The 12,998-nt window shown below is 62.7% G+C and carries 7 protein-coding genes; 1 reads left to right on the forward strand and 6 read right to left on the reverse strand.

Annotated elements, in window-relative coordinates; genetic code table 11:
- From ACFQND_RS20980 to ACFQND_RS20990, 3 genes are all read right to left on the reverse strand, one after another.
- Nucleotides 1-1,173: an L-rhamnonate dehydratase gene (locus tag ACFQND_RS20980; RefSeq protein ID WP_371434342.1), complete on the reverse strand. Its 1,173-nt coding sequence runs from the start codon at nucleotides 1,171-1,173 to the stop codon at nucleotides 1-3.
- 74 nt (nucleotides 1,174-1,247) lie between these two features.
- Nucleotides 1,248-2,291, reverse strand: a complete 1,044-nt coding sequence (locus tag ACFQND_RS20985) for a 4-hydroxythreonine-4-phosphate dehydrogenase PdxA (RefSeq protein WP_371434341.1) — start codon at nucleotides 2,289-2,291, stop codon at nucleotides 1,248-1,250.
- A gap of 4 nt (nucleotides 2,292-2,295) precedes the next feature.
- On the reverse strand, nucleotides 2,296-3,267 hold the full coding sequence (locus tag ACFQND_RS20990) for a Bug family tripartite tricarboxylate transporter substrate binding protein (RefSeq protein WP_371434340.1): 972 nt from the start codon (nucleotides 3,265-3,267) through the stop codon (nucleotides 2,296-2,298).
- Nucleotides 3,268-3,388: 121 nt separating this feature from the next.
- On the opposite strand from ACFQND_RS20990, the gene ACFQND_RS20995 reads away from it, so the two are divergent.
- The gene (locus ACFQND_RS20995) at nucleotides 3,389-4,333 is read left to right on the forward strand and encodes a LysR family transcriptional regulator (RefSeq protein WP_371434339.1); all 945 of its coding nucleotides are present in this window, start codon (nucleotides 3,389-3,391) and stop codon (nucleotides 4,331-4,333) included.
- A gap of 202 nt (nucleotides 4,334-4,535) precedes the next feature.
- On the opposite strand, the gene ACFQND_RS21000 is transcribed toward ACFQND_RS20995, so the two are convergent.
- The 3 genes from ACFQND_RS21000 to ACFQND_RS21010 all read right to left on the reverse strand — a co-directional run bounded on the left by ACFQND_RS21000 (nucleotide 4,536) and on the right by ACFQND_RS21010 (nucleotide 12,947).
- Nucleotides 4,536-5,966, reverse strand: coding sequence for an efflux transporter outer membrane subunit (locus ACFQND_RS21000; protein ID WP_371434338.1), 1,431 nt, complete (start codon nucleotides 5,964-5,966; stop codon nucleotides 4,536-4,538).
- An 8-nt stretch (nucleotides 5,967-5,974) separates the two neighbouring features.
- Nucleotides 5,975-9,238: an efflux RND transporter permease subunit gene (locus tag ACFQND_RS21005; protein ID WP_377414499.1), complete on the reverse strand. Its 3,264-nt coding sequence runs from the start codon at nucleotides 9,236-9,238 to the stop codon at nucleotides 5,975-5,977.
- A 637-nt stretch (nucleotides 9,239-9,875) separates the two neighbouring features.
- Nucleotides 9,876-12,947: an efflux RND transporter permease subunit gene (locus tag ACFQND_RS21010; protein WP_371434336.1), complete on the reverse strand. Its 3,072-nt coding sequence runs from the start codon at nucleotides 12,945-12,947 to the stop codon at nucleotides 9,876-9,878.
- Between the last annotated feature and the right edge of the window lie 51 nt (nucleotides 12,948-12,998).

Consider the following 12,998-nt stretch of genomic DNA (forward strand, 5'->3'; position numbering starts at 1 on the left):
TCACTCAATGATGTTGAAGTCTTTGAGGAATTCGGTCTTGAGCGAAAGGCCCAGGCCTGGCTTGTTGTCGTCGAGCTGCACAAAGCCGTTTTCGGCCACGGGCTCGCCGTCGAAGATGTAATAAAACAGCTCGTTGCCGACTTCCACATCAAACATGGGGAAGTACTCGCTCATGGGCGAGGCCAGGGTGCTCATGGTCAGGTGGTAATTGTGCATCTGGCCGGCGTGCGGGATCACCGGAACGCTGTAGGCCTCGCACAAGGCATTGATCTTGTGCGCCGCCGTGATACCGCCTACCCGATTGGTGTCGTACTGCACCACCGACACGGCTTTTTTATCCAGCAACTGCTTGAAGCCGTAAAGGCTGAACTCGTGTTCACCGCCCGAGATAGGGATGCTGGTGAGCTGGTTCAACTCGGCGTAGCCATCAATATCATCGGCAATCACCGGCTCTTCAAGCCAGCGCGGCTCGAACTTTTCCAGTTTTGGCAGCATGCGCCTGGCGTATTCCAGGTTCCAGCCCATGTAGCACTCCAGCATCAGGTCGGTGTCGTAGCCTATGACCTCGCGAATCGCCTCGACCGACTTGAGGTTCTCTGCCACACCTTTTTGCAGGTGCGCCGGGCCGTAACCAAAACGCATCTTGAAGGCAGTAAAGCCCTGGTTCAAAAACTTCTCGGCCTCGTTCTGCATCTCCTTCAGGTCGGTGCGGTAGAGCTTGGAGTAGTAGACCGGGATTTTCTCCTTGGTGCGGCCGCCCAGCAGCTTGAAAACAGGTTTGTTGACCGACTTGCCCAGGATGTCCCAGATCGCCAGGTCAATCGCCGAGATCGCCGCCATGGTCACGCCCTTGCGGCCCCAGGCATGGGTGGCGCGGTACATGCGTTGCCACAGGTATTCGTAGTCCCAGGGGTCCTGGCCCAGCACCAGCGGCGTCAGGTACTGGTCGATGATGGCTTTGGCGATGGCCGGTGCCAGGGCCACATTGCCCAGGCCGATGATGCCGTCGTCGGTTTCAATCTCCACCACCGTCCAGGAGTGGAAGCGAAAGGTGCTCATGGATTCGGTGTTGGAGTACACCAGGTCCATGGCGTTGGAGCAGAAGTTGCCTTGCGGTGGAACGGTCTTGCCTTTCCACTCGAAAACGCGCGCGCGCACCGATTTGATTTTCATGATGGTTTCCTGGTGAGATGAGTCTTTCGAGCCCTCCCCCGGATGGGGGAGGGTTGGGGTGGGGGTGAGCCTTATTACGCCCCTTGGGGAGGCGCCGACAGGCGTCCTCCCATGCGGCAGGCGATGCGAAATGCGTTGAGCGTGGCGTTGACATCAGCGATGCCCTGGCCGGCAATGTCGAAGGCCGTGCCGTGCGCCGGCGTGGTGATGGGCACCGGCAGGCCGCCCTGCACCGTCACGCCCTTGCTGAAGCCCATCAGCTTGATGGCGATCTGGCCCTGGTCGTGGTACATGGTGACGATGGCCTGATATCGTGAATCTTTATGGCCGTCACGTGCCTTCAGGAAAATCGTGTCCGCAGGGAAAGGCCCGTCAACGGGAAAACCGCTGGCGCGCAGCTCCTTGACCGCAGGTTCGATGATGTCGATTTCTTCGCGTCCGCAACTGCCGCCGTCGCCGCCATGCGGATTAAAAGCGGCAACGGCCACCCTGGGCTCGGCCGTGCCGCTGGCCTGCAGTGACCGGTAAATAAGGCGCGCCGCGTCGACGATGCGCTCCCGGCTCAGCATGGCCGCGGCATCCTTCAGCGGGATATGCGAGGACACGCGTGAAGTCCACAAATCGCCCAGCGTGTTGAACTCGCAGAAATAACCGGTCACGCCCAGGTACTCGGCAAAGTGGTGCAGTTCATCCTCGTGTTTGAGGCCGCCCTGCTTCATGGCGAACTTGTTCAGCGGCGCAAAACAGATGGCATCAACTTCACCGCGTTTGGCGCCGTCCATGCAGAGGTTGAGCACCTGCAACACGGAGGCACCGCAAGCCGCTTGCGCCTGGCTGCGTTGCACCTGGTCCGCACGGATGGTGTCTACGGCAAGAAAAGCCGGCAGCTTGTATTCAGTCCGCGTGCGGACCTCTGCGAGGCTGTTGACAGCTTGCGTGGCCACACTTTGCTTCGCAATGGCCTGGCCGTCCTGCCACAACCAGGGGTCGCCCACCAGCACAATGTTGGCGTCCTTTGTGATGCCGGGCTGGCTCAGCAGCCTGGCAATCAGCTCAGGACCGATGCCGGCTGCATCGCCCAGCGTCAAGGCCACTACCGGCACATTTTTCTCGTTCATTGCTTCAGTCCAGCTTGATGTTTTTCCTGGCGATCAACTCGCCATAACGTTTGTTCTCGGCGACGTGGAAGGCCGCAAACTGTGCCTGCGTCATGGGCGTCAGGTCGGCGCCTATGGCACCCAGCCGGGTTTGGGTCTCGGGCATGGCCAGCACTTTCGTGACTTCGGCATAAACGCGGTCCTGCACGGCTTTGGGGGTAGCTGCCGGCATGTAGATGCCATACCAGGCGCTCATTTCCACGCCTTGCAGGCCGGCCTCTGCCATGGTCGGCACGTTCGGCAATTGCGGGTTGCGCTGGGCGCTGGCCACGGCCAGTGCGCGTATGCGCCCGGCCTTGACCTGGCCAATCACTGCAGGCATGGTGTCAAAGCTCAGCTGCACCTGGCCGCCGACCAGGTCCACCAGTGCCGGGCCGCTGCCGCGGTAAGGGATATGCGTGATGAACACACCAGCCTGGTCCTTGAACATCTCCGCCGCAATGTGCTGCGTGCTGCCGGCGCCGCTGGTGGCGTAGTTCAGCTGGCCGGGCTTGGCCTTGGCCAGCCTGATCAGCGACTGGACAGAGTCCGCCGGCAGGGAATTGGTGACAACCAGCACATTCGGCACCGCGCCGACAAACACCACGGGCACCAGATCCTTGTTGTTGTCGTAACCGAGCTTGAGCAGGTGCGGCGCGATGGCGTGCGCGGTGGACACGCCCATCACCATGGTGTGGCCGTCTGTGGATTTGGCGGTGACGTCAGCCGCCAGTGTGTTGGACACGCCGGGGCGGTTCTCCACCACCACCGGCTGCTTGAGCAATGGACCCAGCCTGTCGGCCACGGCGCGGGCCATGGCATCCGTGCCACCACCCGGGGCGGAGCCAACCAGGATACGCACCGGCTTGCTCGGCCAGTCCTGGGCAAACACATGGGCCTGCCCACCCAGCGCGCAGGCGGCCGCCAGCAGGGCGGGAAAGATTTTCAGTGCTTTCATCGACTTGTCTCCGGATCATTGTTGTGAACGAACGCCCTGATGGTAGGTAGATCAACACTTAACGTAAATTGAAAATAAATGATTATTTGATAATCCATGGTAATCATTTAAAAAGCCTCTCATGCCAGACACAGATCTGATCCCCAAACTCCTGAACCGCCTGCGCATGCGGCAGGTGGCGCTCATCCTCGCCGTCGGCGAACACGTCACACTGCGCAAGGCCTCGGCCGAGCTGGGCATGACGCAGCCGGCCGCCACCAAAATGATCCACGAACTGGAGTCGGCACTGGGCCAGCGGCTGTTTGAACGCGTGGGACGCGGGCAAAAACTCACCGCCGCCGGCACCAGCGTGCTGCGCTACTTTCGCGGCATGCGCGGCTCGGTCGAGTCCATGACACGCGAACTGGCGGAGCTGAAGCTGGGCTCCTCGGGCCGGGTCTCGGTCGGCAGCATCATGGCGCCCTCACCCAGGCTGCTGACGCGCGCCATCATTACGCTGAAGAAAGCCTACCCGCTGCTCTCGGTGGATGTCACCATGGACACCAGCGACCGGCTGTTTGAACTGCTGCGCGAAGGTGTGCTGGATGTGGCGATAGGCCGGATCCGCGATGCACACCGGGGAGAGGACTATGTCTTCAAGCCCCTTGAAAACGAGGCGCTGGCCGTTGTCGTGGGCGTCAGGCACCCGCTGGGGCAAAAGAAAAGCGTCAGGTTCAGCGCCCTGCTGGACTACCCCTGGATATTGCAGCCGGCTCCCAGCCCCATGCGCGAAGTGCTGGAGCAGGAGTTCCGCCTGCTGCAGGCGCCTACACCCAAGGGCCTGATCGAAACCGCATCCATACTCACCACAACGAGCCTGATTGCCGAGACCGACATGATCGGCGTGATACCGCAGTCGATTGCCGACAGCTACGCCCGGCACGGCCTGGTCAAAATCCTGCCCTGCCGTATCCAGCACAAGATGGAGGCCTTCGGCTCCATCACCCGCAAGGACCGGCCGCTGAGCGAAGCGGCCCGGTTTTTCCTCGAGGCGCTGCATGGGCAAAAGCCGGATCTGCCGGCATGAGGGTTTCAGACCGCTATGTTTTTCATAGCTGACCGCGCGCAGAAGACGGGGGCCAGAGCATCAAATGACTCAAAAAATCAGCCAGGCCCTGCTGCCGGCAGCTACCCCAGCATCCTCATTTAAAGAGGAAATAGTGCTTCAGCCGCCTGCATACAAGCGCAACCAGCTATTGATTTGATAGCAAAAACGGGCGCTACACGGGCTATTGACCGACCTGCCAGCCGCCGCCCAGCGACTGGATCAGCGCGACGGCGGTAGTCTGCCTGTCCGCCAGGGCCTGCGCCAGTGCGCTGCGGGCGCTGAGCGCCGTGGTCTGCGCGGTAATCACATCGGTGTAGCTGACCTGCCCGCTGCGGTAGCGGTTGAGCAATTGCTGCTCCGCCAGGTCAGCGGCCTCCGAGGCCTGCCGGCGCAACTCCTGCTGGGCCAGCAGCACGCGCGTGGCGGACAGCTGGTCCTCCACATCCTGGAAGGCCGCCAGCACGGCTTGCCGGTAACGCGCCACCGCCTGGTCCCGGCCGGCTGCGGCCTCGTCGACCCGTGCGCCGGTAGCGCCGGCGTCAAACACCAGCTGCGCAGCCGACAGGCCCAGCGACCAGACATTGCTGGCCGTCTTGAACAGGTCGGCCACGCGGCTGGCGCTGGAGCCCGCCGATGCGCTCAGGCTGATGCTGGGGAAATAGGCGCTTTTGGCAATGCCTATCTGTTCGTTGGCAACCGCCACACGGCGCTCCGCGCCGGCAATGTCGGGCCGGCGCTGCAGCAGCGTGGAAGGCACACCGACGGGGATGTCCGGCACCACCGGTTTCCAGTCGGCCACAGGCGCCAGCGTGAAGTTGCCGGCAGCCTCGCCGACCAGCACGGCAATCGCATGTTCCAGCTGGGCACGCTGCCGCTGCAGGCCAACAGCGGTAGCTTGGCCATTCGCCAGCTGGGTCTGCGCCTGCAGCACGTCGGTTTTGGCGGCAATGCCGGCGGTGTAACGGTTTTGCGTGATCTCCAAAGCCCGCGCATAACCCTCATTGGTGCTTTTGAGCAGGGCCTGCTGTATGTCTGTCTGGCGCAAGGACAGGTAGTTGACTGCGAGTTCGCCCTGGGCAGACAGCCTGGCTGCAGCAAGGTCGGCCGCACTGGCCTGGGCACCCGCCGTGGCACCGTCAACCGCCCGGCCCAGCCGGCCCCAGACATCGGGCTCCCAGCTGCCGCCTATGCCCAGTTGGTAGTTGTTGCCGGTGCGGCCGGCCGCACCCGTGGTGAGGTTGCCGCTGCTGCGCGAGCGTGTGGCTCCCCCGTTGAGCGTGACCGAGGGGAACAGCGAAGCACGCTGCTCGCGCACCACCGCCCTGGCCTGGGCATACGCAGCCACGGCCAGCGCCACGTTCTGGTTGGACACCTCCACACGCGCGGCCAGCTGGTCCAGCAAGGGGTCGCCAAACAGCGACCACCAGGGACCACGCTCCAGCGTGTCGGCGGGTACAGCAGGCACCCAGTCACCGGCCTCCTTGAAGGTAGTGACGTCAGGCGTGGTGGGCCGCTGGTAATCGGGGCCGACAGCGCAACCGCCAACAAGCAGCGCAAGCGCGGCAACAGCCAGCAACGCATAGGGTGGTCTTGCCGAAAAAGTGGAATGCATGGACTCGTTCATGGGTGGACCCCGGGTTGCAGTTCATCGGGATGATGGCTTAACTGACGCTCGTACGGGCTGCGGCGGCGCAGCTTGTCCATCAGCACATAAACAACGGGCGTCGTCAGCAGGGTCAGCAACTGGCTGGCGATCAGGCCGCCAATGATGGCAATGCCCAGCGGCCGGCGCAACTCGGCGCCCTCGCCAAAACCAATGGCCAGCGGCAAGGCGCCCAGGATGGCGGCCATGGTGGTCATCAGGATGGGCCTGAAACGCAGCAGGCAGGCTTCACGCACCGCTTCCGTTGCCGTCAGGCCGCGCGCGCGTTCGGCTTCAATCGCAAAATCGATGATCAGGATGGCGTTTTTTTTGACGATACCTATCAACAGAAAAACACCTATCAGGGCGATCAGTGAAAAATCCAGTTTGAAGATCATCAGCGCCAGTACCGCCCCCACACCGGCGGAAGGCAGGGTCGACAGCACGGTGACCGGATGCACCAGGCTCTCGTAAAGAATGCCCAGCACGATGTAGATCACGATCAGCGCAGCCAGGATCAGCATGGGCTGCTGGTCCTGCGAGTCCTGCGCATTGCGCGCCGTTCCCTGGAAACTGCCGCGCACATTGATAGGCATGCCGATCTCTGCCTCGGCCTGTTTGACGGCCGCCTGGGCCTGCTGCAGCACAAAACCATCGGCCACGTTATAGGACACCGTGGTGGCGAGTTCCGCATCCTGGTGGTTGACGGAAGAGGCCTTGGGATTCTGCGAAAACCGGGCAATGGCCGACAGCGGCACCATCGTGTCCGCAGACGAGGTCAGCGCCTGCCCGGTGGACTGGTCGCGCAGGGCCGGGTTCACGATGTTCGTCAGGGTTGAGGTGTTGGCAACGCTGGCGGCAGGCGCGGCGGTCACTACGCCGGTGCCGTTGGCCGGTACATAAATATCCTTGAGCGACTCGGGGCTGCGTATAAAACGCGGCGCCACTTCCATGATGACGTGGTACTGGTTCAGGTCGCTGTAGACCGTGGCTACCTGGCGCTGGCCAAAGCCGTTGTACAGGGCGTTGTCCACATCCTTTGAACTGATGCCCATGCGCGCCGCACTGTCCTTGTCCACCGTGACCATGGTTTCCACCCCGTTGTCCTGCTGGTCGGTGTCCACATCGACCAGCGCCGGCTGCAACACCATCTGGTCGGACAGGCGCAAGGCCCATTTGCGCAGGTCAGCGGCGTTGTCGCCCTTGAGCGTGTACTGGTAGGTGGAGTTGCTCGACCGGCCACCGCCGCGCAGGTCCTGCACCGGGTTGAGAAAAAGCGTCACGCCCGTGACGCGCGCCAGTTGCGGGCGCAGCCGCGCTATCACGGCCAGGCCCTTGTCCGTACGCTGACCGACCGGCTTGAGGTTGATGAACATGAAACCGCCGCCGGCGCGGCTGCCGCCTGTGAATCCGACCACCGTGTCCACCGCCGGGTCGGCGCGGATGATGTCCACCAGCTGTTTGAGCTTGCCCTGCATGGCCTGGAATGAAATGCTCTGGTCGGCGCGCAGGCCACCGTTGATCTGCCCGGTGTCCTGCTGCGGGAAAAAGCCCTTGGGCACCTTCACGAACAGGAAGCCGTTAAGCCCGATGACGGCCAGCAGGATCACCATCACCAGCAACCGGTTGCCCAGCGCCCAGTCCAGGCTGACTTCGTAACTGCGGTGCATGTTCTCGAAGCGCCGCTCAAACCAGCGCGGTATGAAAGCAAAACGGCCAGCCGGTTTGCCTTCCTCATTGCCGCTGTCCTTGCGGCTCTTCAGCAACCAGGCACACATCATGGGTGTGGTGGTCAGGGAAATCACCAGCGAAATCAGCACAGCTGCCGACAAGGTGACGGCAAACTCACGAAACAGGCGCCCGGTCTGCCCTGCCATGAACAGCAACGGAATAAACACCGCCACCAGGGACAGGCTGATGGACAGCACGGTAAAACCCACCTCGCGCGCGCCCAGCAGCGCCGCCTTGAAGCGGTCCATGCCGGCTTCGATGTGGCGGCTGGTGTTTTCCAGCACCACGATGGCGTCGTCCACCACAAAACCGGTCGCCACCGTGAGCGCCATCAGGCTCAGGTTGTTCAGGCTGAAACCCAGCAGGTACATCACGCCAAAGGTGCCCAGCAAGGACACGATGGTGGCCACCGCCGGAATGATGGTGGCACGCGCGCTGCGCAAAAAGGCGCTGACCACCAGCACCACCAGCACAATCGAAATCACCAGCGTGAGTTCAATTTCATGCAGTGACGCACGGATCGAATTGGTGCTGTCCGAGGCTACCGCGAGCCGCACATCCTGCGGCAACTGGGCCTGCAGTTCCGGCAACAGGGCGCGCACGCCATCCACCGTGGCGATCACATTGGCGTCCGGCTGGCGTGTCACCAGCACGATGACGGCCGGGTCGCCATTAAAAAGTCCCAGCGTATTGGTGTTTTCAACGCCGTCCGTGACCTCGGCAACGTCGCTCAGCCGGACCGCCGCGCCATTGCGCCAGGTCAAAACCAGGCCAAGGTAATCCGCAGCCTTGAGCCCGCCCGTCGCCGTGTTGGCGCCGGAGTAGATCTGGAAACGCTGGCCGTTGCCTTCAATCGCGCCCTTGGGCCGGTTGGCATTCGAGGCCTGCAACGCGGCGCGCACGTCCTCGGTGCTGACGCCGTAGCTGCTCAGGGCAAACGGCAGCAACTCCACCCGTACGGCAGGCAAGGAGCCGCCGCCAATCTCGACATCGCCGACACCCGGCACCTGCGAGATTTTTTGCTGCAGCAGGTTGGACACCTCGTCGTAAATCTGCCCTGGCGAACGCGTTTTGGAGGTGAGCGCCAGGATGATGACAGGCGCCGAGGCCGGGTTCGCCTTGCGGTAGGTCGGGTTGCTGCGCAAGGTGGCGGGCAGGTCGGCGCGCGAGGCATTGATGGCGGCCTGCACCTCGCGCGCGGCCGAATCAATTTTGCGGTTCAGGTCGAACTGAAGGCTGATGCGGGTCGAGCCGCTGCTGCTCGACGAGGTCATTTCGTTCACGCCCGAGATCACGCCCAGGCGCCGCTCCAGCGGCGTGGCCACACTGCTGGCCATGGTGTCGGGACTGGCACCGGGGATGGAAGCGCTCACCGAGATGACAGGGAAATCCACCTGCGGCAGCGGGGACACCGGCAATACAAAAAATGCGCCTATGCCGGCCAAGGCCAAGCCTATGGTCAGGAGGACTGTGGCTACGGGTCTTCTTACGAACGGCTCGGAAAGGTTCATGTGCTATCTCCCGAGCCCTGCTCGGAACAGGATGCAGCGCCCTTCATTACCAGGCCGGGTCTCGCCCCGGCGGGCGAGTTACCTTTCTTTGTCTCGCCAAGGAAACCTAACGGAAAGAAAGGCGACCCGCAGTCTGGGTCCCTTCGCTGCTCGATTCCAGCGGCGGTCCAAACAACTCGCCTGCGGCTCAAACAAGTTTGGCCCGACCTTCCGCCTCCATCTGCGCTGCTCGGCCCAGCCAGGACGGGTTTGGAGAAAGAAAACGGAATCGGGTTCGGGGAGCAGAACGCGATGCGTTCTGCGGAACCCGGTCCCGTATTTGCTCCCGCTCCCGCAGTGCCGTTCTGGCAGGGCTGAGCAGCACAGGAGGAGACGGATAAAAATTTCAGATGTCCGAAGGCTGCGCAGCAGACAAGTTTCTGAAATTTCCGGCTCCTCCGAGCAGCGCAAGGTATCGCGAAGCGACCCTGACTGCGGCTCGCCTTTTCTTTGCTTACTTTCTTTTGGCGAAGCAAAAGAAAGTAACTAGCCGCCGGGCTACCCCCGGCCTGCCAGTGAAAGCGCCACGCCATCAGCTCCATCGCTGGCCGCTCGCATTCGGCCCGGGCTACAGGCACTACAGAGTTTGAAAGAAGCCTCACTTCCGCCCCCTGACCCTCTGGCCCAAACGGTCAAACCCAAGATAGATCACCGGGGTCGTGAACAAAGTCAAGACCTGGCTCACAATCAGCCCGCCAAAAATCGCCAGCCCCAGGGGCTGCCGCAACTCGGCGCCCTCACCAAAACCCAGCATCAGGGGCACGGCAGCAAACAGCGCCGCCAGCGTGGTCATCAGAATCGGCCTGAAGCGCAACAGCGCCGCCTGGTGAATCGCCTCCTGCGCCGACTTGCCCTGGTGGCGCTCCGCATCAATCGCAAAGTCGATCATCATGATGGCGTTCTTTTTCACGATGCCGATCAGCAGGATGATGCCGATGATGCCTATCACCCCCAGGTCGGAGCCGCTGATCATCAGCGCCAGCAGTGCGCCTACACCGGCAGACGGCAAGGTCGAAAGAATCGTCAGCGGGTGGATATAGCTCTCATACAGCACGCCAAGCACGATGTAGACACAGATCACCGCCGCCAGGATCAGCCACAGCTGGTTGGACAGCGAATTCTGGTACGCCCCTGCCGCACCCAGGAAGGTCATGTTGACGCTGGCAGGCATGGCAATGTCCTTGGCGGCCTGCTTGATTTCATCCACTGCCTTGCCCAGGGACACACCGGGTGCCGTGTCAAAACCCAGCGTGGTCGCCGGGAACTGGGCCACGTGGGTGACCTGCAGCGGCGCGGGACGCTCGGTGATGGTCGCAAAAGCCGAGAGCGGCGTGGTGCCGCCCGCACCGGTCCTGATCTGCAGGTTACCCAGCGATGCGGGTGTCGTCAGCTGGTCCGGCATGGCCTCCAGGATCACGCGGTACTGGTTGGTTTCGGTAAAAATGGTCGAGACAATGCGCTGGCCGAAGGCGCTGTAGAGTGCGTCGTCAATCGAAGAGGTAGGGATGGCCAGGCGCGAAGCGGTATCGCGGTCCACCGTGATGTAGGCCGAGGCACCGCTGGAGCCCGCATCGGATGCCACATTGCGCAGGTCCTCCAGTTGCCGCATGCGCTGCGCCAGCTTGTTGGCCCACAGCACCACCACACTGTTGTCAGACCCTTCGATCGAGACACGGAACTGCGTCGGGCCGGTTTCCGCGTCTATCGTCAGGTCTTGCGTGGGCTGCAGGTAGAGCGTTACACCGGCGATTTTCCCGACGCCAGCCTTGAGCCTGTCCATGGTGGCCTGCTGGGTGCCTATGCGATCACGTTTGAGGTTGATCAACATGCGGCCGGTGTGCAGCATGGTGTTGTTGGCTGCATCCACGCCGATAAAGGAACTCAGGGTATCAACATCGGGGTCTTCCAGGATGACCTTCGCAGCGCCCTGCTGCAATTCGGCCATGCGGTCATAGGAAACCGACTGTTCGGTTTCAATACGGGCCTGCAACTGGCCGGTGTCCTGAGTCGGAAACAGGCCCTTGGGGATCAGCACATACAGCAGCACCGTAAGCAGCAAGGTCGCCAGCGCCACCAGCAGCGTCAGGCCCTGGCGTTTGAGCACCCAGGTCAGCCAGACGTCGTAACGCGCGATCACGCGGTCCGTGAACTGCTGCAGCCGGGCACCGGTCTTGCTGCCGCCACCCTCAGGCACATGCTTGAGCCAGCGTGCAGACATCATGGGCACCAGGGTCAACGACACCACGGCCGAGATCAGGATGGTGATGGCCAGCGTGACGGCGAATTCACGGAACAGGCGCCCCACGATATCGCCCATGAACAGCAGCGGGATCAGCACGGCTATCAGCGAAATCGTCAGGGAAATAATGGTGAAGCCGATCTGTGTGGCGCCCTTGATGGCGGCCGCCATGGGCGCCTCGCCCTCCTCGATGTAGCGTGAGATGTTCTCAATCATCACGATGGCGTCGTCCACCACAAAACCGGTGGCAATCGTCAGCGCCATCAGGCTCAGGTTGTTCAGGCTGTAACCCAGCAGGTACATCGCGCCGCAGGTGCCTATCAGCGAAATCGGCACGGCCAGGCTGGCAATCACCGTGGCGCGCAGGCTGTGCAAAAAGACAAAAATCACCAGCACCACCAGCAGCACGGCCAGCACCAGTTCAATCTCCACATGCAGCACCGAGGCGCGTATGCCGGTGGTGCGGTCGCTCAGGACATCGACCTTGAGTGCGCTGGGCAGGCCTGCCTGCAGCTCGGGCAACTTCGCCTTGATGGCATCCACCGTGGCAATCACATTGGCACCGGGCTGGCGCTGCACGTTCAGGATGATGGCCGGTGTCAGGCCGGACCAGGCGCCCAGCTTGATGTTCTCGGCGCTTTCCACCACCTGGGCGACATCGGACACACGCACGGCCGAGCCGTTGCGAAAAGCAATGATCAGGTTCTTGTAGTCCGCAGCGGCTACCAGCTGGTCGTTGGAGTTGATGGAGTAGGACCGGGTCGGGCCGTCAATGCTGCCCTTGGCGCCATTGGCGTTGGCGGCCGTGATCGCGGTGCGCAGCGTGTCCAGCCCCAGCCCGTACGAGGCCAGGGCGCGGGTGTCCGCCTGGATGCGCACGGCAGGCCGCTGGCCGCCGCTGAGCGACACCAGCCCCACGCCGTTGACCTGGCTGATCTTCAGCGCCAGCCGGGTGTTGACGATGTTCTGCACCTCCGTGAGGGGCATGGTGTCCGAGGTGATGGCCAGCGTCAGCACCGGCGCGTCGGCGGGATTGACCTTGGCATAGACCGGCGGCGCCGGCAGGTCGGCGGGCAGCAGCGAGCCGCCGGCATTGATGGCGGCCTGCACTTCCTGCTCGGCCACGTCCAGCGTGATGCCCAGGCCGAACTGCAAGGTGATGATGGACACGCCGGCGGCGCTGGTCGAACTCAGGCGCGTCAGCCCGGCCATCTGGCCGAACTGGCGCTCCAGCGGCGCCGACACGGTTTGCGACATGACGTCGGGACTGGCGCCGGGATACAGCGTCTGCACCTGTATCGTCGGGTAATCGACCTGCGGCAAGGCCGACAGCGGCAGGAACTTGAACCCCACCATACCGGCCAGCACGATGGCCACCATCAGCAGCGAGGTCGCTACCGGCCGCAATATAAAGGGGCGTGAGGGACTCATTGAAAAACCTTCTTGCTCCGCACGACGCTGCGAGCTTGCCCGGGGCGGCCC

The sequence above is a fragment of the Polaromonas aquatica genome (genome assembly GCF_042659145.1).
In the GTDB taxonomy this organism is placed as follows: domain Bacteria; phylum Pseudomonadota; class Gammaproteobacteria; order Burkholderiales; family Burkholderiaceae_C; genus Polaromonas; species Polaromonas aquatica.

Excerpts from the sequence above, each read along its gene's own strand:
- ACFQND_RS20980 (WP_371434342.1), bottom strand. The coding sequence starts at position 1,173 with ATGAAAATCAAATCGGTGCGCGCGCGCGTTTTCGAGTGGAAAGGCAAG.
- ACFQND_RS20985 (WP_371434341.1), bottom strand. The coding sequence starts at position 2,291 with ATGAACGAGAAAAATGTGCCGGTAGTGGCCTTGACGCTGGGCGATGCA.
- ACFQND_RS20990 (WP_371434340.1), bottom strand. The coding sequence starts at position 3,267 with ATGAAAGCACTGAAAATCTTTCCCGCCCTGCTGGCGGCCGCCTGCGCG.
- ACFQND_RS20995 (WP_371434339.1), top strand. The coding sequence starts at position 3,389 with ATGCCAGACACAGATCTGATCCCCAAACTCCTGAACCGCCTGCGCATG.
- ACFQND_RS21000 (WP_371434338.1), bottom strand. The coding sequence starts at position 5,966 with ATGCATTCCACTTTTTCGGCAAGACCACCCTATGCGTTGCTGGCTGTT.
- ACFQND_RS21005 (WP_377414499.1), bottom strand. The coding sequence starts at position 9,238 with ATGAACCTTTCCGAGCCGTTCGTAAGAAGACCCGTAGCCACAGTCCTC.
- ACFQND_RS21010 (WP_371434336.1), bottom strand. The coding sequence starts at position 12,947 with ATGAGTCCCTCACGCCCCTTTATATTGCGGCCGGTAGCGACCTCGCTG.